Below are 24180 nucleotides of genomic sequence, written 5' to 3'. Positions count from 1 at the left end.
CGAGATGTATTGGTCGAACGACATCGATCAACACGCTTTGAGTCGACACCCCCTGCGGTGTCACCCCTTCATTTTGGAGTTTCCAACCCATGAGTGCAGTCAAATATTTCCACGCCCAGCAGGCGGGATCTCCCACGCTCACTGGCATCCAAGGCAGCTTGATCAGCGTGCTCGACGCCTGCTTGGTCAATGGCTTCGGCCTGAAATCGGTGGAGTCGATCGTGGTGGCGGGCAACATCGCCACAGTGACGGTGAGCACCGGCCACGCGATGGAGCCCGATATCTTGGCGCTGATCGAAGGCGCCACGCCGAGTGGCCTCAATGGGGAGAAGCGTGTGCTCTCCAGCACGGCCACGACTTTCACCTTTGCGGCTGCTGGCATCAGCGACCAAACCGCCAGCGGTACCATCACCACCAAAGTCGCGCCCTTGGGTTGGGAGAAGGTGTTCAGCGCCACCCACAAGGCTGTCTACCGGCCCTCCAGCGTGGAAGGCACGCGGATGTTCTTGCGGGTCGATGAGACGGTGGACGGGCGCGAGGCGCGGGTACGAGGCTTTGAGCACATGACCGACGTGGACACCGGGGTGGGTGCCTTCCCAACCACCGACCAACTGGTCACTGGTGCGCTGTGGCCCAAGGCCAGTGTGGCGAACGCGAACCAGCGTGACTGGACCATCATCGGTGACCACCGCACCCTGTACCTGCATCTGAACTGTGTGGACAGTGTCTCCAGTTCGACCGGCTTTCGTCTGTCGGGATCTGTCTGGACGTTCGGTGATTTCAAGTCTTTCAAAGCGGCAGACCCCTATGCCTGCTTGCTGCAAGGAGCGACCAGCACCGGGCAGTACGGCTCTGGCAGTGGCCAAGATCAGAGCGTGGAGTTCGTGCGAACGGACAACAACGGCAACCCTGGTCAAGTCGTGCCGCGAAACTACACCGGGGTGTCGGGTGCGTCCCAGGTGATTCGCCATGCCGAGTCCCTGATGAGTGGCAACGGCGCCGTCAGTGGCTCTGGCGCTTACTACGTTTATCCGAATGGCCCTGACAACGGGCTGTTGTTGGTGGGCACTCAACTCATTGAGTACCTGTCCGGAAATGCCCACTTGAGAGGTCGTACCCGGGGCGTCTACCGTGTGCCCCAAAACTGTCATGCGTCGTTCGCTCAGCGCACCAAAATCGACGGAACAGGGGATCTGACCGGCAGAAAACTGCTCGCCGTCAAATGCGGATCGCCCAACAGCGCAGGGTCTCAAGCTGTGCTGTTTTTTGACATCACCGGTCCGTGGGAGGCGTGAATGCCCGCAGCACGGTATTGGCGGTTCACAGGTTTTGTACCCCAAGGCACAGGTGATCTGGAGTTGAGCGAGTGGGCGCTGTGGGAGGCCGGTGTGCGGGTGGACTCCGGTGCGGTGCTGAGCGCCACCATCGCACCGACCACGGGTATGGTCAGTGCCCTGAGCGATGGCAGCAACGCGGCTGTGTGTGGCTGGTCGACTTCGCGGCACACGCTGCCGGGCTTTGCCTTAATTTATGACCTGGGCAGTCCGAAGGATGTGGACGAGTTGCGCATCGGTGCGGGCGCGTCACCCGCCACATTTCCTTTGGCATTCGCTGTCCAGCATTCGAACGACGGTTTCACTTGGGGCGTGGCCACAGCCATTCGGGGCGTTGAGTGGCCAGGGGCTGCTTCCACCGTGTCCATTGCGCAGCCGTTCACCACCCGCAGCGTGGTGATCACGTTTGACGGAGCCCATGGCGACGCCAGTGCGCTGAATGCGGGGTATGCGGCCGGCACAGTGAGTTTTGCGGGAGGGGCCACACTGACCACAGCGTTTGCGCGATTCGGCTCGGCTGCTCTTGCGCTGAATGGCAGCAACGCATTTGTCGCTGTCACGCCGACGAGGGATGGCGAGCTGTTCGCGGTGGGGCCGGGCGACTTTGCCATCGGTTGTCACGTCCGTTATGTGCTTGACGCGAGTCCGCGCTGTATTTGGGGATTTGGTGAAGCCAGCCCCTTTAGGCTGGTTGTGAACAACGGGACGTTGCGCCTGGAGGAGTCGTCCTCTGGCAGCCTGCGCATCTCCGGTGCTTCTGGTCTGAATGCAACCGAGCTCAAACACGTCCTGGTGCAGCGTGTGGCCGGTGTCATTCGGGTGTTTGTGGACGGGGTGAAGATTGGCAGCGACTACAGCAGCACGGCCAACTACAGCACATCGCAGTTGCTGCGCATCGGTTGCAACCGGGGGGACAGTTGGTTCTTCAACGGCACCGTAGATGAGTTCGAGATCAGTGTGGGGGCGGCGCTCTACGACCACGCTGGGTTCACGCCGCCGGTGGTGCGTCCCACGCTACCTTCGGGTCGAAGCAATGCCTTGCCCCTGCGTACGGTGAACACAGGGCTGCTGCGGCTGACCACACCCTACGACCCGCCTCCTGTGAAGTTCAGCAACTTTGAGCCTCGCATCCGCAACCATCGGCGCGACTTCGAAGGCTGGGGGCGGATTGCACGCACCGTAAAAGAAAAGGGATCTCCATTGAACACGCCAGTGCGCCGGCATGTGTTCTGCATGGACATGCTCACCTGCACGGTCGTGGCTGACACGTGGAGCGACGAAAGCACGGGCGAATACGTGCTCAACGATCTCGATCCGACGCGCAAGTACACCGTGTTCGCCTACGACCACACACTTGCTTACCGGGCTGTGATCGCAGACAACCTGTCGCCGGAGCGGATGCCGTGATTGCGGAGGCTATTTCGTTTCGGGTTGCGGCCATGCAGGGTCGGCTCAACCGGTTGGACGAAGGAGCAGATCCAGCCTCCATACTCGTCTTCGGTGGCACCAGGCCTGGCGCTGGCTCGGGTCCTGGCGTCGCAGCTCTGGCGACCATTTCGCTCACCCGGCCAGCCGGCACCATCAACCCGGTCACTGGTGAGCTCACGCTGACCCAGGAGCAGGACGGATTCATCCTGGTCACCGGGGTGGCGGCCTGGTGCAGAGTCATCAACGGGGAGGGCGCGTTCTGTTTCGATATGGATGCGGGCCCCGAGGGAAGCTCTGCCGAGGCTCAATTTGCCACCACGCAGCTGTACGCAGGCGGGGCGCTGCGTTTGGTGTCGTGTGTGCTGGGGTGATGTCGGGAGATGGCGGGTGGTGTCCGTGAGTGATTTCCTGTTCGCGCAGCCAGGACTGGCCACCGGTGATTTGCTGTTTGCCCTAGATGAAATCCACAACGATCCGACCCTGGCGGGTAACCTCACTTTCAGGGACGTTGCGCCTGCCACCGGGCATCTGCTGTTTGGTGGTGAGCTTGATGCCGGCTCCTCGACAGCGGTTCTGCGGATCGACGGAGGGTTCGCGCCGATCACGGTCAGTGCGCGACTCATGCTGCGGTTGGATGTGCGGCTCACTGGCCGCTTTGATCCATTGGCCGCCGCTGTTTCAATGCAGTACCGAAGCAACACTGCCCGTCCACAGGTCGCAAAAACACAAGCCGTTTGGGATGTGGCGGCGACAGTGCTCTTCGGCAGCACCGCTGGGCAGCGGGACGGTATCGCTCGGCCAGACGGTTGGCAGGGGTCGTGGGTGCCCGGACAAGCCTGTTCGGCGTCTGTTGAACACCTGCTGCCTGAGGTGTTTCGCAGCGGATACCAAGGGTGGATCAGTGGTTTCCAACAGGGCTTTGCACGTCAGTGGAGTGTGGGCCTGGGTCAGCAAGAAGCCAGCCGGGTGATACGGCGGGAAATCAGGCCAGCGTTTGCCAGGGCATCACTGGATCGGCACAGCACGCGTTTTGCTCACCATGATGGGCAGCGAGGCCGCAGGTGCCTCCTTCACCTCAAGTGGCAGGAGGCGGGACCCGTGGTGCGAGGACTGCTTGGGGACTTCGACAAGGCTGCAGCCTTCTTCGGTGTCTTCAGGGGGCGTTTTGCAGCGGCGGTTCGACCTGCGCCTGGTGTCTCCTTGCCGGATTGGGTGGTGCCTCCGCCGGGTCTGCAACCTTGCTATGTGCCCAGTGCGCACCTGCTGTTTGCTGGGTTGTCGCCGGCCGACGGTTATCTGCTGTTCGCCTGTGACAACCCCAACAATCCGCCGCCCCCCGATGGGGATCCGGTGGTCGTTCCTGTTCGGAGGGTGTATTTCGTGATCAACAACGTCACCCTGCACCGGCTGCCCGATGGCTTGCCGGTGCCGGTGTTCAGTCTTTCGCTGTCGCTCGATGCTGCCTCCTGGACGTGGGGGTTCGATGCGCTGCTCCCTGCCGCCGCAGAAGCTCTCGTCGCTCCCGGCGGCAACGGCGGCCCGGTCGACCTGGTGGCCAGCGTCAACGGGACGCCGTTTCGAGTGCTGGCTGAGAGCATCAGCCGCGAGCGCGTGTTCGCTGATGCGAGCATCCGCATCTCGGGAAGAGGGCGCAACGCCGTGCTGGCCGCTCCCTATGCCCCGGTGATGAACTTCCAGCAATCGCAGGCGCGCACGGCGCGGCAGTTGATGGACGATGTCCTCACGCTCGACGGCATCCCACTGGGTTGGAACATCGATTGGGATCTGACCGACTGGAACGTCCCTGCCGGGGTGTTCACCCAGCAGGGTACGTGGATGGAAGCCTTGGTTGCCATTGCCAGCGCGGCCGGGGGTTACCTGATCCCGCACGCGTCCGACAAGAGCATCCGCGTGCGCCACCGGTATCCGACTGCGCCCTGGGGGTGGAATACCGTGACGCCCGACTTCGTGCTGCCCGTCGATGCGGTGGCCCGCGAGTCGCTGCGCTGGGTAGAGAAGCCTGGATACAACCGCGTGTTCGTGTCCGGGCAGGATGCAGGCGTGCTGGGTCAGGTCACCAGGGCAGGGACTGCTGGGGATGTGCTGGCCCCGATGGTGGTCGATGCGCTGATCACCGAAGCCGCTGCGGCGCGCCAGCGAGGCATCTCGGTACTGGCTGATATCGGGAAACAGATCGAGGTGAGCCTGCGCCTGCCGGTGCTGGCCGAGACGGGAATCATCGAGCCGGGGGCGTTCGTCGAGTACCAGGATGGCAGCCAAGGTTCGACGATTCGGCGGCTGGGCATCGTGCGCTCGACGCAAGTCGAGGCCGGCATGCCGGAGGTCTGGCAGACCTTGGGGGTGCAGAGCCATGCATAACCTGTACGAACAGTTTCGCCGGCTCGTTTCCGATCCGCCGCTGCAGGCTGGCACCGTTGTCGATGTCGGATCCGGAGTAGTCACCGTCGCATTGCCAGGTGGCGGCCTGATCCGGGCGCGTGGTGACGCGGCCGTCGGCCAGAAGGTGTTCGTTCGCGACGACGCCATCGAGGGCGTTGCGCCCAGCCTGACGCTGGAGATCATCGAAATCTGAAGCTCGCGGATTCAACGATTCAACCCTCAACCTTCCCATCCTTACCCGCCTCGATGCCCAAGCATCAGGCGGGTTTCGTATTTCTGGAGAAAGCCCATGAACGAACCCGAACAACAACCGCCCGCGCTTGTCGAAAACATGCTCCTGCTGCGCAAGGAGGACTTCGACGATCTGCTCGACCGCGCTGCCGAACGTGGTGCCGAGCGCTGCCTCGCCCATCTTGGATTGGAAAACGGCCACGCTGCCCGCGACATCCGGGAGCTGCGCGATCTGCTGGAGGCTTGGCGCGATGCCCGCCGCACTGCGTGGCAGACGGTAATCAAGGTGGCCACTACAGGTATCCTGGCCGCTTTGCTGGTCGGCGCAGCCATCAAGCTCAAGCTGATGGGAGGCCCCCAATGATTGAGACTTTGCTTGGCGGTCTACTGGGCGGGGCCTTCCGTCTGGCGCCTGAAGTTCTGAAGTGGCTGGACCGCAAAGGCGAGCGCGGTCACGAGCTCGCCATGCAGGACAAGGCGCTGGAGTTCGAGAAGCTGCGTGGCGCCCAGCGCATGTCGGAGATTGGCGCTGGCGCAGATTCCGCCTGGAACATCGGCGCCATCGAGGCCCTGCGGGAGTCGGTCGCCGCACAGGGCCAACGGTCCCGCGTGCGCTGGGCTGACGCGCTCTCGGTCAGCGTCCGCCCGGTGATCACCTACTGGTTCATGGCGCTGTACTGCGCGGCGAAGACGGCGGCGTTCGTCGGGGCGATGTCGGGCGGGGCCGATTGGGGCGCGGCGATTCTGCACGCTTGGACCGAGGCCGATCAGGCGCTGTGGGCCGGGGTGCTGAACTTCTGGTTCCTCGGACGTGTGTTCGACCGGGTGCGGCCTTGATCGCGGTTCCACAAGCGGCCATTGATCTGGCCAAGCGCTTCGAGGGCTTTCATCGGGTGCCGAGGGCCGATCCTGGCCGTGCTTATCCGTACGTATGTCCGGCAGGCTACTGGACCATCGGTTACGGCCACCTCTGCGATCCGAAGCATCCGCCCATTACCGAGACCGAGGCCGAGGTCTATCTGGCACGCGACCTTCAAACGGCGCTCGCCGCTACGCTACGCTACTGTCCGGTTTTGGTCACCGAGCCAGATGGGCGGCTTGCTGCCATTGTTGACTTCACGTTCAACCTCGGGGCTGGGCGGCTGCAGACATCGACATTGCGGCGGAGGGTCAATCAGCGGGACTGGAGCGGAACCACCACGGAACTGCGCCGATGGATCCACGGCGGCGGGAAGGTGCTGCCAGGGCTGCTGGCACGACGAAACGCGGAGGTGCATCTGATCGACTCAGCGTGATACGACAGCATGCACCGCGCCTGCGTCGATATGCGTTTGGTGCATCTATCAGTTAGAATATGCTTTTGGTGCATTTCGGGCGTAGGTGATGATCATCAGTAGCGTTAGCGAATTGGTTCGGGCGGCGCGTAACGGGCGCAGCCAGAAGGAGTTCGCATCACTCCTTGGTGTGAAGCAGTCTTCTGTGAGTCGATACGAGAGTGGCAAGGCGAGCCCGCCGATCAACGTCATCGAGCAGTGCATGCGTCTGGTGCATTCGGTCGGCCCCAACGATGCCCCGACAGCGGAGCAGCTTGCAGACCGTGTTCGCGTTGCGCTAGCCGACCCAGACATGCGGCAAGTGCGCTTGGCGCTTTCTCGCCTGGTGGATGCCTTCGTGTCCGAACACGCTCAGACTCGTACAACGAGTCCTGCGCATCAATGAGAAAAGGAAGCCGACATGGCAACCCAATCGACTATCGAATGGACGGAACAGACATGGAACCCAACTACGGGATGTACTAAGGTCTCGCCGGGCTGCAAGCATTGCTACGCTGAAGTCATGGCGCGGCGCTTGCACGCTATGGGCGCGCCAGGCTACGAGAACGAGTTCAAGCTCACCGTGCACGAGAACCGGCTTGATCAGCCGCTGATCCGCAAGAAGGCGACCACTTACTTCGTCAATAGCATGAGCGACCTCTTTCACGAGGACGTGCCGGATGACTTCCTTGACCGCGTGTTCTCGATCATCGAAGAGACGCCGCACCACACGTATCAGATCCTGACCAAGCGAGCAGAGCGACTACCGGAGTACTTCGCGCGGCGCCCCTGTCCGCAGAACGTTTGGCTCGGTGTGTCGGTGGAGGACAGGAAGTACGGCGTACCCCGTATCGATCACCTACGCAAAGTGGATGCGCACATTCGATTCCTCTCCGTTGAACCGCTGCTAGAAGATCTGGGCACGATCAACTTGCATGACATTCACTGGGTGATTGTCGGCGGCGAGTCGGGCCACAAGGCGCGCCCCATGCGCGAGGAATGGGTTGCGAACGTTCAGGCGCAAGCTGAAGCGGCAGGGGCAGCCTTCTTCTTCAAGCAGTGGGGAGGCTGGGGCGCCGACGGTATCAAGCGCCACAAGAAGGCGAACGGCCGTGTCTTCCGGGGCCGCACGTGGGATGACTACCCGAGCACCTTGGCCACCACGCAGGCCTAGAACAACTTGCCTTGCCCCTCGATATTCGATGCCGTGGCCCAGAACCTGTGGGCGAGTTCATGTTTCGCCGCCAGAAGCAACCAGTAGAGCGGTTGATTCTTGCTGCCGGTGATCAGGCGCATCTCGGTTGACGGCCAGACCTGTCGGCTCGCTACCTTGTCACGCCAGTACTGAAAAACTTCCTGCCGTAGGCCTTGCTGGCCTTGAGCGATGGAAACGCTTTGGCGCCAGCCCGGAGCGAAGACGTCGAACGCCGAATCGTCCGAGGTCGCGTTACTGATCAGGTTTCTCTGTAGGTCCATCTGACTCACGTGTACCAGCATGTCGATTCGCTTCAGTGTCGAGAGGGCCTCGATGATGCCGAAGTGGAGCGCTGCCAGATCGAACGGATCGAGAAATGCGAAGTGCAATCCGTAGGGATTCAGGGTTGGAACGATCTGCTGAATAGCATCAACAGCCGAGCCGTCCATCTCGACGACAGGTGCGCCTAGCTGGCGCAATCGTGTCGCGCTGGTCTCACGCCTTTGCGCGTCGAGATCGCCTATGTAGACGTGCGTGAACGGGGCGCCACCCTCGCAGCTCTTCTTCCAGGCAGCTACCGCGCCCCCGTCAATCCATTCGCCTGTCTCACGAACTTTCGAGCGCCCAGGGCCACAAAACGGATCGATGAATGTGGCACCAGCTTTGCCAGGCGCCGTCCATCCAGAACGGACCGCCCGCGAAATATCGATGTAGCGACAGAGGTACTGGTGCTTCTCTTTCGCCCAGACACCAACGTCCTCAGCGGGCAAGCCGTCATCCCCATCAATCAGTCGTCCCATTGTGGCGGCGTCCTCGGTTGCTGTGACCCGGTCGAAGTGGTTGGCCCTACCGGACTTCCCGCTGAGCGGGAACGGAGCACAGCTTGCAGGTCGCCGAGACAAGATCGGGCTCTACGCTGCCACCACCTGCCCACGTCGTTTCGAAGCGCTCGAACTTCGCGCCACTCTGCCAGTGCGAACCGCTCCAGCTCGACCCCTTGTCCAGCACGTTGACGGTCTCGGACACTCCACACTGCGGGCACACCAGACGATGAGTGGTTTTGTCGATGATTCCCACTTCGCACCTCCATTTTTGCTCGGATGATTCGAGCGGACTACGACCAAATCTCGTCTAGATTCTTTGCAGCCAACAGTTTCTCCCGCAGCGCATAGCGGGGTGACTGCATACTGACATGGCTATTCTCCGGGCGCGAAATCGGGGCAATCGCAGTTGCCGGTCCTTTGAACTTGATCATGTACTTCCTGGTGTCGTTGTAAGGCAGGATGGCTTCGATCTCGGCAATGTGGGTGATCGTTGTGACGGGCGCGACCTGATAGGCAGCGATGAATTTCAGCTTCGAGATGTGTTTCGCATTGATACGAACGGCAAACCAGCAGTTCTCGTTCAGGAAGCGCTGCCTGAATCCCTCCTCGCGTGCGGGAACGATGATCGTGTCGAACTTGTAGTTCTCCTCGGGGTCACCAGGCGTGGCGGACAACGTGATTGAGTCTGGAACCATGATTTTTCTAGATTTACTCTTCCAATGCGACTACTTTGGCAGGATTATCCAGTCCAGGCGCTGGTCATCAGTACTGCGAAGTCTCGCCGTGACAGAACCTCCGAACAATCCCGCCAGTCTTTCTCCGGCGGCTCCATCGTGCCCGTATAGCGCAGGTCAAATCCCGTCGCCTCTTTCTGAGCATTGATAAACTCGTCCATCTTTTCCCCGAGGGTCTCGATGTCCTCGATCCATTCGTCCTTGATGGTGTCTGGAACTGATCCAAACAAGTCGTAGCGATTGCGCATCCGCTCCGACAGACGTTCGTAGATCTTCTCGTCTACGGTTTGCTCATTCACTAGGTTGAGCATATCCACGGTTTCGCGCTTCTGGCCGAAGCGCTTGATGCGTCCGATCCTCTGTTCGAGGCGAGTCGGATTCCACGGCAAATCAATATTGATCAACGTGCCGAGCGTTTGAAGGTTCAGACCTTCGCAGGCCGCATCTGTAGCAACCATGATGCGGATCTTGTGTTCAGCCACCATTTTTTTGAGCGTTTCCCGCTCGCACGTCACGCTGTCGCCACGTTGATACAAACGACTGCGGCCTGCGCCAGCGTACAGGCCAATTGCTTCATCCGGGTACCGCGCGGCTAACTCGTCGGCGACCCACTTTGCCGTGTCGTAGTACTGGCTAAAGATAATGACTCCGAGCTCGCGCCACTTTTCTCTTTCCAGGTAATGGATAACGGCGTTGAGTTTTTGGTCTTCCTCAATGTGCTCTAGGCGGTTGATCAGACGGAGCAAAACCTCGCGTTCTTCGCCGCTTTCAACCTTCAGATCAGCTTCTTGCTCATCTTCCTCTTGGTGGATAGTCCGGCCCTCCAAAAGCATCTTGGCGGTACTGAGTCCTGCCTGAATGCTGGAGCAAATGCGTTGCTCCATGAGGTTTTTCATGAACCCGCCGCCCTTGCCGCGCTTACCGAGTGCCTTACCAAACAAGCGCGCCTCTCGATAGGCTTCACGGAAGTTCTCATTGGTTCGCAGCGCCTTGGCCTCAAATAGCGCATCGAACCAACGTGGGTCGCCTACAAGCTGGCGATCTGGATGAACGTCGACACCGACTTTAGTCAACAGTCCAGCCTCTTCGAGGCTGACGCGTTTGCGCAATACGACGTGACGCACCACCGGATTCTCTCGCTGGAATAGGGTGGCACCCGAAATTCGGCGCTCCAACTCATCCTCCAGGATCTCCCGGGTATCCTCCGTCAGATCTGTAGCTGTCTTGGTGGTTTGCCATTCCCCGTTGACGAGCCCCAAGTCCTGACGAATAGCGCTGAACAGCTTTCTCGCTCGCGGTTCTTGGGTGGAGTCAACCAGTGGTAAAGGCGATCTCAGCAGTTGCCAAGCAAATCCAACATCAGTGACCTCTTGCTCCCCGGAAAGGATAGGCAGCACCTCACGAGGCCGGTGCCACGGCGCAAAGTCATTGCCGAGGACAAAATTGCCTTTGCCTTGGTGGAGAATGCCGATCAGGTCCCATAAGTCCTCGGGCTGGGTCTGAACCGGCGTTGCAGTGCCCAGAAGAACGTGATCAGAGCGCGCCGCAATCTCACGCATGAACGCTAGCAGCTCATTTGGGGAGCCTGCATCCTTGCTGAAGCCTTGGCGACTGCGCGCCTTGTGGGCTTCATCAAGGATGACCAAACCGAATCGCAGGCCCAGGAGGTGCTGTTTCTCCAGGGAGTCCCGCATCATCAGGCCAGTGGAGACAATCCCAATCCGCAAGGGGCACTTGGCTATCTGCTCGCGGCCTGCAGGTGAGATTACGCGTTCATCAGTGTCCAGCCAAACCTTGCGCAAGGTGTCCCAGCGCGCACAGGGGATCGCCAGCTTATCGATCATCTCCGTCTGCCATTGTTCACACAGGGTGGCCGGAGCAAAGATCACCACTGGCTTGCGTGCCTGGTTTTCTCGATCCGCCAGCAAACAAAGTGTCAGCGCTGCGGTACCGAGGGAAAGCGTCTTTCCGAGCCCCACCTCATCGGCCAGCAGCAGCCTCACTACTTTGTGCTGTTGGTGGTGGCGCAGGCACTCGGTGATAAATCCCTGCTGCCAAGGCTGTAGCGACAATCCCTCGCGGTAAAGAGGCGATTCGATCAAGGCCGCTGGTGCGATATTTTCTTCTTCGTCGATTTCGTCGAAGAGCACCTCGCGACGGTAGCCACGCCGATGGACCTCCCGGATGACAACCTGCGGGAGCGGTCGAGCCGCATTCCACAAAAACTCGAACTCTTCCTCAATCCAGGCGACCCCTTCGGGGGATTCGTCTTCCCACAGAATCTCGTAGTGGCGTTGCCAGCCGCTGCGGGTCTCATTCATCGAGCCGATGAAACCCAACTTCCGGCCATCGACCAACTCAATGACACCTGCCTTGCCATGCACGAAGCCACAGATGCTGTCGGGCGCAACGCGAACCGCCTGACCGTGCTTTTGGAGGAAAGCGTCGAGACGACGGTAACGATCTCGATTGAGCAAGGCTTCCGCTTCGATGGCCTTCTCGTTCCAACGCCCCATCATTTTGGCTTCTCGTAGCTGCGCCACTTTCAGATCATCGGGGTGGATGTCAACGTTGCAGACAATCTTGACCTCGGGAATCGTCTCCAGCAGTTCGTTGGCGACCTCAAACAGTGAGCTTGTGAAGTAGCCAGCGATGCGCTTATAGCTGCGAGCCCCCTGCAGATGCTGCAACAGGAAGCTCGCGTCGAGCCGATGGGTCCGGGAGGAGAAGCGCCGGATCGACATTCACCTAGGCCCCAAACCGCAGGTTCTTGAGGCGTGCCCCCAGCACTTCAGCACCGGCGCGGACTTGCTCTTCCGAGGCTTTGCGTTCAATAAAGGCCAACAAGTCCACCAGTAGTGAGCGCACCTCAAGGAAGTCGGCCATTTCGACCTGCAATTGGCTGACGATTGCCTGCGGTTCGGTTTCCGCCAACACCTGTTGCACGCCAATGATCAAGCGCCCGAGTCGAGTGGCACCGAGCTCGGTGCTGTCCGTCAAGTCGCGGGAGGCAAACTCGGGAACGCGCTTTAATCGGGCCTGGTTGGCCGCCATGCTGCCCATTACCCGGCTGTAGTCCTCGACCCGGAAGGCCTTGGCAAAGTTCTGATAGTTGTCGAGCTTGGCTGCACCGGTGGTTTCCATGTCCATCATCCGCAGCATGAAGCGCTCGATGCCCGTCAGCTTGGCCCAGGTGTCGGCTGCCAGACCCTCGGGCACCAGCAGACTGTTGGCCGCTTCTGCCGCCTGCTGCACGATTTCATCGACCACCGTGACCTCGCCGCGCACGCGTGGACGCAGTGCGAAAGCCGTCACGTCCTCACCACCAATTTGCGTATAGGCCGTCAGCACCTTCAGCGCGGCGGCGTAACCCGCCATCTGCAGATCGGAGTCGTTGAAAACGGGCTCGCCGTGTTTGTTCTTCACCTCATCATTAAGGTGCATCATCGTTTCAATCTGGCGCTGCACTTCGCTGCGCACGGCTGGCAGGATGCGTTGCTTGAAGCCTGCACGATCACCTTCAGCACGCTTCTTCAGCATCAGAATCACAGTGCCCTGTACGTAGCCGCCTTTCTTCAACTCGGACGTCGTTTCGGTGGCGATGTACCAGGCTGCAACGACCTGCAAGCCAGCAGCCCAGAAGATGCCGACCATGTCTGACCAAACACCCGTGTCCTGATGGGTGAACATCACGCACTGCATGCCGTTGTCTGGCATGTGATCCGCCATCGCCTTGTAGGCGGCGACCATCCCGCGCCGAAAATCCTCACCCGATCCCTTGATGGCGAGTGCACGGCGGGAATCCCACACCCACTCATCAAAAGGCTTGGGTGGGTTCTTGCGCAGCCAGGCTATGAAAAACTCGGTGATCTCGTGGTAGTTCACCGCATCGGCATAGGGCGGATCAGTGATCCAGAGTTCACAACGCTGCGTAGGTTGCTCCGCAGGCGCAGACACGATGGAGCGCTCCACAGCAGGCAATGACGCCTCGGCCATCTTGAACGACGACGCCCCAAAGCCCGCCCACGAGCGCGTTGCGTAATTGAAGAAGGTGTTGAGGGCCTGATTCGAGAATACGCCCTTCGGTCCACCCAATCCGCCGCCTTGCGACGTGGCCCAGCGGCAAAGCCTTGAGTTGAAATCGGCCGCCTTGGCCAGGTTAATCCAACCCAAGGGGGCGGAGCCTGAACTTCTCCATGCTTTGATGGAGATCGCTTGAAGCAGGAGTTGTCGCGCATTAAATAGATGGTGCCAATGCGTCCACCCACGTTCACGACCAAGACGAGTTGTTTCAGCGCCAGGCTCTACAGCCATGTCTGGCGCAAGCCCCTGTGCCTGCCATTGAGTAAGATTCTCAGAGACAAGTTTTTCCACCTGGCGCTCACGAGCGAGATCGGCCTCGGTCACCGTGGAGAAATAGGTGATCTGCCGCGAAGCGTTGATGGACTTCTTGGTAATCCACTGGATAGCGTAGAGGCGCTCTTGAAAGATGTCATCGGGCCGTGGATGAAACTCATCTTTCTCCCAACGACGCAGGCGATTGCCGGTATTGCCATCCGAATCACGGAAATCACCGCGCAGCGTCTTGATCGGTGAGCGATAGGTGCGACCGTTTAGGGTGTAGACCATGTCCCCGTCTTGTACGGTACCCTTATCGGCAGCCGCGATCTGTGCTGCAGATGCTCCCGTGACGACTTCAATGTCGAAACGCTTGTTCTTTTCGTCAGGGATGAGCTTGGCAACCGCGCCTTGTTTCGGCGAGATCACCCAACTCGGTGAGAGCGGAATCATCCACCCGGTTTCAGGGCAACGCGTCTCCAGACAGTAAAGGTACGCCTTAGCACGGTTGCCTTTCTCGTCATGTTCGACGCCTAGTTTGGTGATCTCCTTGTCGATCACATCAAACACAGCCTGTTGATCCCGATCAATCTCTGCCCGGCGCTCGGGGGGAGCTCCGATGACATTGAGTGCGCCCCAGGTCAGCATGCACGCAATAGGGTTCAAATCGGAGGCATAGGCGTCGCAGCCAATGCGTGCTGCTTCAAAGGGAATCGAACCACCGCCACTGAAGGTATCACCGGCCCTCGGCCGATGGCCGTAGCGCAGCATGCCCAGTTGTTCAACCAGTTCGGCAATGTTGTTGGCGTTGATGCCTAAATGCGCGTAATGTTGGTTAGCGGCCTCCCACGCCGGAGCGTAAAGCCATTCCTGATCCACTTCTTCGGGGCGTTTGCCCAGACCGGCCTTTTCCTCGTAGCTACCAAAGGTCGCCAATGCTCTGCGATAGAGCACCAGCTTGTCATCGTCAGTGATGTCGCGTCGCCAGCCCCGCCCGGAAAAATAGCGCTCGGGGTCGCTGACGGGGATCAGTTCCTGCAAGCGCGTCGCGGACAGCGCGTTCTCAGCTAGCGCACGCCTTGCGAGGCTTTCCTCATCGAAGGCCATCAACTTCTCGAACACCGCGAGGTCTTGTTCAGGGTCGTCAGTCGCGGGCAGCAAGCTGCCAAGCACGATGGCGCGCACCAGGATCAGAGGCTTACGCCCTTTCCAATAGGAACCCAACCCAGTCAGCGTCTGGGCAGCAACCGCTTTACGTTCGGCTTGCGCCTCGAACGATACTTTTTGCGCCGGGAACACCGATTCAATCAGGGCCGGTGCGTCCTTGAGCGCCAGCGGAACTAGGGGAGTAGTTGTTCTTACCGCTTCATTCATTTTTCATTCGTTCCCAAATAGGTCCAAGGTCGGGCGGTCGCTGTCGTCGCCCGTGCGTTGACGCCGCGCCTTGGGTTGCAACAGTTCGCTTTGTGCGATGTCGCCTAGCGCGTGGCGCAACGCCAACCGCCAACCTTTGTCACTGTCGTTGATGCCGCCTGTGCTCATAGCCGTCATACCAAAGAGCCACCAGCGCTCTTCAGGGCGCAGCGCCAGCCAATTCCTCACAGCGACCGGCACTTTCTCAATCTCCATGTGCTCCACGGCCCACGCGAGGACACAGAGCTCCTTGCCCAACAGTCTGTCCACAGGGTTGTCGCCGACTTTCCAGGCGCTAGGCTTGAGCCCGTGGCCGTTGAGCCGGGCATTGAATGCGCGCTGGACTTCTGAGCGGATGGCCGTCCAGCGTGGCCGATCCAGCAATACACGGTCGATAACCGCGTGCTCATCGGCGGTGGCTTGCATACCGAGGTACTCACTAATCTGCACGCGCCCAGTATTGCTGCGGGGAATGATGACCTTGAAGTGATGCGGGTCCGAGGTGGCAGGCACGCCAAAGCCCAGCGTCGGGTGCAGACTTTTCTGTCCGACCGCTTTGCTTTTTGCCGCGCTGCTTGCCGCCTTGGATTGGGCCATCTCTTTAGTTCTCCTGAATAACGTCGCCGGGCTTGAGCTCAATACCCACCAGCTTGGCGAACTCTTTGGCAGCAAATCCAGTGTCGAACTGGATACCATCCGCAATGGTGATGGCGACCGGGGCTTGGTCTTCGTTCAACACCTGACGAAGGCTGTTCACCACACCCTCAATCATTGCGGCGGTTACTTCTCGCTCTTGAAAGCGAATGGTCACAGTGTTTTCGCCCTCACCAATCTCAATGCGGACACCCTTGAACCGAGTGCCCGGCTGATCGCGGAAGCGGTTGATGACGCCATAGACGCGATCAGTGGTGTCCAGCGCGACTCGCTTGGATTGCAGCTTGGCTGGCTTGGTATCAACGATCTGAACCGTCTTGTCGCCACTCGCAGGAACCTGAAAGTCCGCTGTCTTGTTGGCTTCACCGGCACGCGCATAAACCAAGAGGCGTGCCGCTTGAGGCCCGATCTCGAACGGCCCCTCGTATGGCGTGCCATCCTTGGGATTGGAACCATCCAGGGTGTAGAACAGATCTGCCTTGGGCGTGCTTGCCAAGGTGATGCGACGCTTGTCAGCGGCTGGATCAACCTGGTGGCGAATCTTGAGGTCGGCAGTCCAGCGAACAGGCGCACCGGTTTCGTACTGGCCGGTCTGATCTTTGGCCTGGAAGTAGAGCGTGCCCTCTCCGGTCGTGAAGCTATCGAGATCGTCCACCGCTTTCCCGTTAACCAGTTCCTCTGGCCGGGCTGCATAAACGACCAACGGGCTTTCGCCTGCGTGCCGGGGAGTGAGGCTCAAAATGGTCTCGCCGGTCTCGGGATGGTTGCCGACCACGGAGACGTTGACAGTGGTCTTGTCTTTGGGGAACGGACCCTTTTCGACATATCCATCCTCACCCAATCGCCAGCGGCCCTGCTTCAGCGCTTCGGTTTTGAGTGTGTCCATGCCGCCGCTGCCAGGCATCCAGGGCCAAACGGGATTGCTCTTGGCACGGCTGACGACGTCCTTCCAAGGGGTACGCCGGTTGTCCTTGCCAAATGGCCAGAGGTATTCCTCGGCCATCGCAAAGTATTCATTGAAGTTCGCGGCAAGATCGGCTGCGAGTTTGTAGTTGGCGCGAGGGCTGGCGAGCAGGGATTCGATCTGAGCCTCAGCGGATTGATCTCCTTTACCCAGCTTCAACCCGTTGTCGATGGTGACTGGCGCGAGAAACTCGCGTCCATCCAGATCATCAACACTGGGGAAGTAGACGCGGTTGTATGCTGCCGACAGGGCTTTCTCGAAGCGATCTTCGGCTTCTTCCATTCGGTCGCGCGCTTCCTCAAAAAGCGTGTCGCCAGCCTTCAGGCGTTTGTGAATCTGCTCAATGGCGTAGAGCTCCCGCAGGCGATCCTCGACCGCATCAGCCATATGACTGTCCTGGCCTGTGAGCACAAGCAGGTTGTTCTTCTCCTGCTGGTAGTCGAAGAAGTTCTGCAGTTCGCTCGGGGGCACCTTGCCGTCTGGCTTGATGACAATTAGCGTTCGCGGCCCGGTGAGCTTCAGCTCGTCTAGCTTCGGCAGTACCTGCACATCCTGATAGGCGTTGCGCCGCTCGGGCTGCAGGATGCCAGTCAGTCGGTTAATTAGCGCCTGGTCAACCTTGGGCTGCGGTACTTCCTTGGCGTTGCGTTCGATTTGGCGCGAGAGATTTTCCGTTTCCTTGATGAAGAAACGCTGATCCTCGCGGTGGAGATACCACGCGAGCTCACGGAGTCGTTGCAGCGCCTGGAGAAATTCATCCGCCTTGCGGTTGGGCGCGGCCAGGAACTCGATGATCTCGCTATCGGACAAGCCAATGCGCCCACCGACTGCGCGAGACAAGGACGATGCCAACAGCAGTGTCATCACTTGTTGGGCGGCATCGCCGTCCAGTTCGTCATCGATGGTTTCCGCTATGGCATTACCGTTGTCGGCGATGTCGCGGGTTAGAGCTGGCATCAACTTTGGCGCGATGCGTTCGATCTCGTCTTTGACTTGATCGTCATTGAGAGCCAAATGCTGGGTGCCGATGAGGAAAACGTCGTCTGTCTCCCGTTCTGCAACACTCTTCAATAACCGGGCGGTGAACTGCATCAAGCCACGAGTCTGGCGGAAGCCTTCGTTCTCTTTGAACAGGGCGACCAGATGCTTGAATGAGGGATGAAACGGATAGGTCTCGCGAACTTGCTCGGCAATCTGTTCCAGGCTTGCGGCGACAATGTAGCCGCCGTCCTCGGCCTTCTTGATCTGCTGGGCGTATTCGTCGGCGATGTCGGCGATGACGCGCCCATCGGGAAGTTCGTCAATTAATCGCTTCTTGAGGATCTCGTAGATCTCGTTGCCGGCTAATTGCACCGGCGTGATCGTCATTGCCTGACGGCGGGTTTCCTGCTGCAGATTGGAAATGGCATCCCCGAGGGCCTTGGTCTGCGCTTTGTAGCTGCCGGACAGGTTGGCGACGACGATGGCGCAGTTGGGCAACTCAAGCGCTGCACTCATCAAGCTGCTGAGGCTGTAAACCACCATGTTGGCGAGCGTGCCCTGACCAAACACCTGGGTGCTGGCGTTGTCGAGGTAGGGGGGCAACTCGTCGAGCAAGATCAGTGTGGGCTTGTCCCCAATGATTTCTTTCCATTGACGTTGGTCGACCGCCTTGGGGCCATTAACCCAGTAGGGCTTGATTGCCTCGGCTTCGCCTAGCTGCGTCGCGATTTCGCCCCAGATGTAGTTGTCGGGGTTGTTGCGACCGTTGAAAGCGGCGATGCGAGCCTGATCGAAATCCACGCGATCACTCAAGTCAGTCGCAAGGACTTCCGGGCGCAGATGAGGGTGACGCGCCAGCAGACCAAGTGCGATCATCATGTGCGTCTTACCGCCACCCATCGCCTGGGTCAGTTCGAAGACGGCCTGATCAGACTTACCCGACAGGCGCAGTAGGCCTTCGCGGAAGAGTTGCTCCATGCCGTGCGTGACGAAGTTACGCGAGAAGAACTCTCGACCGTCACCCGCGTCATGAATCAGATCGGCCAGGTTCTCGATGCCCTGACTCATCCGGTAGTCTTGAATGACCGGATTGAACCGGCAGGCCTGCTTAACCGTCTTGATCATGAACGCTCTCCACTCTTGTTCTCGGTTTCGGAGTCGGGGATGGCAATGCCTCGCTGCTCGCAGTAGCCACGAATCAAGACCTCGATCATGTTCGCGATGGAGCGATGCTCCGCATGAGCTGCGACGCGCAATGCTTCCTTCAAGCTTGGATTGATCCGAAAGGTAAGCGTGGCGGTTTTGCTGTTGGCCATAGCCTCTCCTGACTCCACTGCAAATGTACTGCAGTCTACAGTATTGCTCATCCTCCGACAACAAGTCGGTGTCTGCCGTCAATCGTGCGGGGGTTGCTTGGGCAGGAGCGAAGAACTGCGACGTGGCACCCATGGCTTGGCGAAAAATCTGCGCGCCAACGCCAACCCTTTTGGAGGGGGGGCTTGAGGACAGTGGGACCATTAGGAATGCCATGCGGGAGTCGTGAACCGTAAGGGTGCAGGGGCTCCATGAACGCGCTGTTTAACCAAGAAGCCAAGTGCCGGATGTGCGATTCGGCCAAATAATCAAATCTACTCCCTCAAGGCTGAGGCGCTGCCATCTGGCTCCAGATCGCCTCGCCACGTGCCTTTCAGGATTCGCCGGAATTGGCGTGGGGCTTCTACGGTCATCGTCTGTCTCTCTACCGCGAAACCGTCCCGCACGCAGGGTTCGAGTTATTGAAACGTTGGGGCAAAAAAACGATCAACGGACTCAGCGTGTTCACGAGCAACGTGGACGGTCAGTTTCAGAAGGCTGGATTTGATCCAGCACTTGTCTACGACTGCCACGGATCGATTCACCACCTGCAATGCCTGGCTCCTTGTAGAGAAGACGTGTGGTCGGCGGAAGACTTTCTGCCCGACGTGGACCAAGACAGTTGTCGGCTGCGCAACGCGCCACCGATGTGCCCGCACTGCGGTGCTTTGGCGCGTCCCAACGTGTTGATGTTCGGCGACTGGGCATGGATTGAGCGTCGCAGCGCTTCTCAGGCCGATCGCCAGGAGAAATGGCTGTCCCAAGTGTCTCGCCCGGTCGTGATCGAGTTGGGCGCCGGTACGGCGATCCCATCTGTGAGGCACTTCAGTCACCGAGTGATTCATGAATTTGGCGGGCGACTGATCCGGATCAACCCGGGTGAATGGGAAGTACCGACACGGCTGGACGTAGGGTTGCCAATGGGCGCGGCCAATGGCCTGGTGTCGATTGCGAAGATCCTGGGCGACGAATGGTGCTCACCTGCGACTGGAGGCGGCGATGGCTGACGCTGACCTATGGCTCATCGAAAAAATCGTGTCTGGCGGCCAGACCGGTGTCGACCGTGCGGCCCTTCACTGGGCGCTCCAGCGTGGGGTCGCCCATGGAGGGTGGTGCCCCAAAGGTCGTTTGGCGGCTGATGGTTCTTTGCCCGAACACTACCTGTTGCGCGAAACGGATTCGACTGGTTACCGCCAGCGAACCAAGTTGAACGTTCGCGACAGCGATGCGACCCTGATCTTCAACACTGGCGTGCTGGACGGCGGCACGCTTCAGACCGCCCGTTTCGCTCAGACCTTGGGAAGACCTCATCTGGTTGCCCAGCTCGATGAGCTTGCCCTGGAAGGTTTTGTGCGACGGATCAGAGTGTGGCTGACAGAGGGGCAATTTGGCGTACTCAACGTGGCCGGGCCGCGCGAAGAGAAGCGTCCGGGCGTCTATGCATGCGTTGCTGCGCAGCTGGACGCTTGCTTTAGGGGTAATACAGCTGCAGATGCCGACAATTAAGACAGTTGTATAAATGCAGTAATGGTGTTCTAATGGCGCATGAACACTGATTCAGCGTCGACGACACCAAGCTACCCACTGGCCGACCTGTGTGTGCTCGCGGACTTGCCGCCCCGGACGGTTCGCTATTACGTGCAGATTGGGTTGGTTGATCGTCCCGAGGGGGAGACCCGAGCCGCGCGTTATGGCGCAACGCAGCTTGAGCAATTGCTGCTGATCAAGAAGTGGACAGCGGCGGGTCTGTCTTTAGATCGGATTCGGGAGCTGCTGCGTGGCGAGCAAGCCCCGGTACCACCTAGGGCGCGAGCCATTGGTTCGGTCGAGGTGCGAAGCCATCTGATGGTGGCAGACGGTGTGGACGTGGTGATCGAACCAGGGCGTTCGGGCCTGTCACCGGAGCAGGTGCGCCAGTTCATCAAGGGTGTGATGGCGGTATTCGCTCAGGTCAGTGGCGCAGATGCGATGCCATTGGCTGATGCAAATAGCAAGAAATGAAAGGCAAGAACATGGACCAGCGTGAGTGTGCGCGTTTGGAGACGCGGGACGGGCAAGCGGTGAACTTGATGGGGGTCAGGCTTTCTGGAGACCTGCGCGGTCTGATGTTTGAGGCGAGCATCGAACAGCGCTTTTGCAACCCGGGCGACAAGAACGTGGAGGTTGTCTACAGCTTCCCCTTGCCTTGGGGTGCCGTCTTGCTGGGCGTTGACGTTTTATTGGGAGACAAGCACCTGACGGGCGCGGTCGTTGAGAAGAAAAAGGCTGAAGCGCGCTACGAGGAAGCCATCTCAGAGGGAGATGCCGCGATCATGCTTGAGAAGAACCGTGATCACAGCTACAGCCTGAACCTAGGCAATCTCGCGGCCCGTGAGCATTGCGCCATCACGCTGCGCTATGCCCAGACGCTGCAGTTCGAACAGCGTGGCCTGCGGCTGCTGATCCCGACGGTGATTGCGCCCCGCTACGGCGATGCTCAGCAAGATGGCGGTCTGATGCCGCACCAGGCACCCAGCCACAGTCTGGCGGCAGATCATCCGTTTGAACTTGAGCTGCGGCTTCACGGCGAGCTGGCGCAGGCACGTGTCGCCTCACCCAGCCACCCCGTTGGTGTTTCCCACGGAAAATCCGATCATGGCAGTGTGCTGACCGTGTCATTGGCACGCCGGGAGACTTTAGACCGAGACTTTGTGCTGGTGGTCGATCAGCTAGCGCACGACTCGGTGGCTGTCGCAGCTCAAGATTGCGTAAAGCCAAGTCGCGTGGCGATCCTGGCCAGCTTTTGCCCTCGCATTCGGTCGCAAGGAATCCCCTCAACGGCCGTCAAAATCTTGGTCGACTGCTCCGGTTCGATGGCGGGTGACAGCATCGATGCGGCAAAGCGGGCCTTGCAAGCCATCGTCCGGCAATTGGGTGCCGGTGACCGTTTTTCTTTGTCCCGGTTCGGCAGCACCGTGGAGCACCGCTCGCGCGGCCTGTGGAAGGCGACTGAGACGACAAAACTCGCCGCCCAGCGATGGATCGGCGCAATGGAGGCCGATCTGGGTGGTACCGAGATGGAAGCAGCTCTGTCGTCGACTTTCGCCCTGGCCCAAACGGTCAGCAGTGACATTCTATTGGTGACCGACGGGGAAATCAGCGCGATCGACAGCACCATCGACTCAGCTAAAGGTTCAGGACATCGCTTGTTCATCGTAGGGATTGGCAGCAGCCCAGCCGAGACTCACCTGCGTCGCTTGGCGGAGGCTTCCGGCGGTGCCTGTGACTTTGTGGCACCTGGCGAGGCGGTAGAACCCGCCGTCCTGAGGATGTTTGCGCGCTTGAGGTCGCCTCGACTGAGTGACCTGAGCCTCGAATGGCCTGGGGGCGTGGTTCCCGAGTGGGTATCGCCGATTCTGCCCTCGGTGTTTGATGGCGACACGGTGAACGTTTTTGCATTTTTTGGGCAGATGCCGACAGGCGACGTGCGGCTGCTGGGCAGGCGTTCCGTCGACGAAGTGCCGCAGGAGATTGGCACTGCAACCCTCCCGAGTCAGTTGGAGGTTGCAGACACACTGTCGCGAATGGCGGCGGCTGTGAATTTCCAATCGGCCGGCAACATGCTCTCGATCGGTCAACCGGTTGATGCCGTTCGGCTGGCCGTTGACTACCAATTGGTGACCGACAAGACCAACTTCCTACTGGTTCATGAGCGGCCGGCCGGCCAAAAAGCCACCGATATGCCGGAGCTTCAAAAAGTCGACCAGATGGTTCCGGCTGGTTGGGGTGGTACTGGCACAGTGATGTTCTCCCGCAGTGGTGGATACCTCAATACAAGGGTCATCAGCTATCCGGATCCAACAACACTGGACTGGGGAGATGTTGGTGTGCCTGCTGTGCCAGCGGTCTTTAGATCAGCGCGAAACAGTTCACCCAAAGTAGACGTGGATGACGACTTTGAAATACCCGCCTTCCTTCGAAGGCGAGACACGGGCGTGGATTTTCATGAGCCACCCTATTGGAGCAACTCTGCGTACTACACAGGTCTCACCCCTATCGGGGTCAGCGAGCGTTTGCGCAGCACACCAGCGTCGGAATGGCCAACAACCTACATGGGGTTGCGGCTGCTGGGCGTGGGCGAATGGTTGGTTGACTGGCTCGAGCTTGTGATGGCTAGTCACCAAGGCACTTTGTATCCCGAGCCCAAAGTGGTCGCGGCTTTCTTGTACCTGATGTCCAGGCGAGACACCTATGAATCACTGGCAAAGTCCGGAGGCGTGCTTGGTGCATTTAAGTCCACCGTACAGCGTCTGCGCGGCATGTTCGTCCGTGACCCGGCTGCGAGTGCAGCCAACATCGATGTGGTCTTGGTCGAAGCGATGGTGGCCGTTTTAGATGAAATGACTGCCAGTGCGTGGCCTGACCGAGTACTTTCTATGGATGGTGGGGAGCAGGTCACGGTTGACGAGGTACGTGATGCGAGAGAAAACCCAACTCTCGCTTGATCTGGACAAGCCCTGCAATCACTTCGAGCTGCGTCTTGAGGATGGTGTTGCGCGAGGCAAGCATCTCACCGGTGGGAAGATCACGCTGTATTCGGAGATCTGGGTCGACGGGCGCCACATCGATGAACCGCACTTTATTGACCTGCCTCTGCTCGTCCAGAGCCTGCATGAGCAGCGCTGGTTCGAGATCTTCACCTGCGGGTGTGGGGTCGGAGGGTGTGCTGGCATCGTTGAAGGTATACAGGTCACGCATCACACAGGTCTTGTTCAGTGGTCCTTCCGCCGGCCCCAAAGCGCAGGCAATCTTCTGGACCCCGCGCTGAGTGATTGGGAGAAGACAGCCGTCCCGGTCGTATTGGTTTTTGAACGGACCCAGATGGTGAAGGCCATCGAGGACTATCTCGATACGGTTCGCGTATTGGTAGGCACAGACCCCAGTAGGTTTATGTGGCCAGTGCATGGCACATCCATTCGATATGTTTTGAATATTGATCCAAACCACCCGTTTTCTGAAATCCGGGGAGAAGATTAGAC

The 24180-nt window shown here is 59.5% G+C and carries 22 protein-coding genes; 15 read left to right on the top strand and 7 right to left on the bottom strand.

What is annotated here, in order from left to right:
* The first annotated feature begins 89 nt into the window (after positions 1–89).
* From ACFQU0_RS01975 to ACFQU0_RS01930, 10 genes are all read left to right on the top strand, one after another.
* Positions 90–1295, top strand: coding sequence for a hypothetical protein (locus ACFQU0_RS01975; protein WP_382198345.1), 1206 nt, complete (start codon positions 90–92; stop codon positions 1293–1295).
* A gap of 63 nt (positions 1296–1358) precedes the next feature.
* Positions 1359–2741 carry a LamG-like jellyroll fold domain-containing protein gene (locus tag ACFQU0_RS01970; protein ID WP_382198344.1) on the top strand — a complete coding sequence of 461 codons (1383 nt, stop codon included), beginning with the start codon at positions 1359–1361 and terminating at the stop codon, positions 2739–2741.
* A complete protein-coding gene (locus ACFQU0_RS01965; protein WP_382198342.1) occupies positions 2738–3133 on the top strand; it encodes a hypothetical protein in 396 nt (131 codons plus the stop codon). The genes ACFQU0_RS01970 and ACFQU0_RS01965 overlap by 4 nt, the downstream gene beginning before the upstream one ends.
* Before the next feature lie 25 nt (positions 3134–3158).
* On the top strand, positions 3159–5141 hold the full coding sequence (locus tag ACFQU0_RS01960; protein ID WP_382198340.1) for a hypothetical protein: 1983 nt from the start codon (positions 3159–3161) through the stop codon (positions 5139–5141).
* Complete coding sequence (locus tag ACFQU0_RS01955; protein ID WP_382198338.1) at positions 5134–5355, top strand: hypothetical protein; 222 nt, start codon at positions 5134–5136, stop codon at positions 5353–5355. The genes ACFQU0_RS01960 and ACFQU0_RS01955 overlap by 8 nt, the downstream gene beginning before the upstream one ends.
* A gap of 96 nt (positions 5356–5451) precedes the next feature.
* On the top strand, positions 5452–5757 hold the full coding sequence (locus tag ACFQU0_RS01950) for a DUF6127 family protein (RefSeq protein WP_382198336.1): 306 nt from the start codon (positions 5452–5454) through the stop codon (positions 5755–5757).
* The gene (locus ACFQU0_RS01945) at positions 5754–6230 is read left to right on the top strand and encodes a hypothetical protein (RefSeq protein ID WP_382198334.1); all 477 of its coding nucleotides are present in this window, start codon (positions 5754–5756) and stop codon (positions 6228–6230) included. The genes ACFQU0_RS01950 and ACFQU0_RS01945 overlap by 4 nt, the downstream gene beginning before the upstream one ends.
* Positions 6227–6688, top strand: coding sequence for a lysozyme (locus tag ACFQU0_RS01940; RefSeq protein ID WP_382198333.1), 462 nt, complete (start codon positions 6227–6229; stop codon positions 6686–6688). Before ACFQU0_RS01945 ends, ACFQU0_RS01940 begins: the two co-directional genes overlap by 4 nt.
* 88 nt (positions 6689–6776) lie before the next feature.
* Positions 6777–7112 carry a helix-turn-helix domain-containing protein gene (locus ACFQU0_RS01935; protein WP_382198331.1) on the top strand — a complete coding sequence of 112 codons (336 nt, stop codon included), beginning with the start codon at positions 6777–6779 and terminating at the stop codon, positions 7110–7112.
* A 15-nt stretch (positions 7113–7127) separates the two neighbouring features.
* On the top strand, positions 7128–7880 hold the full coding sequence (locus tag ACFQU0_RS01930; protein WP_382198329.1) for a DUF5131 family protein: 753 nt from the start codon (positions 7128–7130) through the stop codon (positions 7878–7880).
* Here the strand turns inward: ACFQU0_RS01930 and ACFQU0_RS01925 are convergent.
* The 7 genes from ACFQU0_RS01925 to ACFQU0_RS01895 all read right to left on the bottom strand — a co-directional run bounded on the left by ACFQU0_RS01925 (position 7877) and on the right by ACFQU0_RS01895 (position 19125).
* Positions 7877–8701, bottom strand: a complete 825-nt coding sequence (locus ACFQU0_RS01925; protein ID WP_382198328.1) for a three-Cys-motif partner protein TcmP — start codon at positions 8699–8701, stop codon at positions 7877–7879. The genes ACFQU0_RS01930 and ACFQU0_RS01925 overlap by 4 nt on opposite strands.
* 314 nt (positions 8702–9015) lie before the next feature.
* Positions 9016–9399 carry a hypothetical protein gene (locus tag ACFQU0_RS01920; RefSeq protein WP_382198326.1) on the bottom strand — a complete coding sequence of 128 codons (384 nt, stop codon included), beginning with the start codon at positions 9397–9399 and terminating at the stop codon, positions 9016–9018.
* A 65-nt stretch (positions 9400–9464) separates the two neighbouring features.
* On the bottom strand, positions 9465–12203 hold the full coding sequence (locus ACFQU0_RS01915) for a phospholipase D-like domain-containing anti-phage protein (RefSeq protein ID WP_382198324.1): 2739 nt from the start codon (positions 12201–12203) through the stop codon (positions 9465–9467).
* Positions 12204–12207: 4 nt separating this feature from the next.
* Positions 12208–15171: an anti-phage-associated DUF1156 domain-containing protein gene (locus ACFQU0_RS01910; protein ID WP_382198322.1), complete on the bottom strand. Its 2964-nt coding sequence runs from the start codon at positions 15169–15171 to the stop codon at positions 12208–12210.
* Between the two features lie 3 nt (positions 15172–15174).
* Positions 15175–15807 (bottom strand): anti-phage-associated DUF3780 domain-containing protein, encoded by a 633-nt coding sequence (locus tag ACFQU0_RS01905; RefSeq protein ID WP_382198320.1) that lies wholly within the window; start codon positions 15805–15807, stop codon positions 15175–15177.
* Between the two features lie 4 nt (positions 15808–15811).
* A complete protein-coding gene (locus ACFQU0_RS01900; protein WP_382198318.1) occupies positions 15812–18934 on the bottom strand; it encodes an anti-phage-associated DUF499 domain-containing protein in 3123 nt (1040 codons plus the stop codon).
* Positions 18931–19125 carry a type II toxin-antitoxin system antitoxin gene (locus ACFQU0_RS01895; protein WP_382198317.1) on the bottom strand — a complete coding sequence of 65 codons (195 nt, stop codon included), beginning with the start codon at positions 19123–19125 and terminating at the stop codon, positions 18931–18933. Before ACFQU0_RS01895 ends, ACFQU0_RS01900 begins: the two co-directional genes overlap by 4 nt.
* A gap of 339 nt (positions 19126–19464) precedes the next feature.
* On the opposite strand from ACFQU0_RS01895, the gene ACFQU0_RS01890 reads away from it, so the two are divergent.
* The 5 genes from ACFQU0_RS01890 to ACFQU0_RS01870 are packed head-to-tail and all read left to right on the top strand — an operon-like array spanning position 19465 to position 24178.
* Complete coding sequence (locus ACFQU0_RS01890; protein ID WP_382198542.1) at positions 19465–20169, top strand: SIR2 family NAD-dependent protein deacylase; 705 nt, start codon at positions 19465–19467, stop codon at positions 20167–20169.
* Complete coding sequence (locus ACFQU0_RS01885; protein ID WP_382198315.1) at positions 20162–20668, top strand: putative molybdenum carrier protein; 507 nt, start codon at positions 20162–20164, stop codon at positions 20666–20668. The genes ACFQU0_RS01890 and ACFQU0_RS01885 overlap by 8 nt, the downstream gene beginning before the upstream one ends.
* Before the next feature lie 39 nt (positions 20669–20707).
* Positions 20708–21163, top strand: a complete 456-nt coding sequence (locus ACFQU0_RS01880; protein WP_382198314.1) for a helix-turn-helix domain-containing protein — start codon at positions 20708–20710, stop codon at positions 21161–21163.
* Positions 21160–23646, top strand: a complete 2487-nt coding sequence (locus ACFQU0_RS01875; protein WP_382198312.1) for a VIT domain-containing protein — start codon at positions 21160–21162, stop codon at positions 23644–23646. Before ACFQU0_RS01880 ends, ACFQU0_RS01875 begins: the two co-directional genes overlap by 4 nt.
* Positions 23618–24178 carry a hypothetical protein gene (locus ACFQU0_RS01870; protein ID WP_382198310.1) on the top strand — a complete coding sequence of 187 codons (561 nt, stop codon included), beginning with the start codon at positions 23618–23620 and terminating at the stop codon, positions 24176–24178. Before ACFQU0_RS01875 ends, ACFQU0_RS01870 begins: the two co-directional genes overlap by 29 nt.
* Positions 24179–24180: the final 2 nt, after the last annotated feature.

Origin of the sequence: Hydrogenophaga defluvii (assembly GCF_042665235.1) — a bacterium.
In the GTDB taxonomy this organism is placed as follows: Bacteria; Pseudomonadota; Gammaproteobacteria; order Burkholderiales; family Burkholderiaceae_C; genus Hydrogenophaga; species Hydrogenophaga defluvii_A.
Note: the sequence above shows the minus strand (reverse complement) of the source record. Positions and strands in the feature narration are given on the sequence as shown.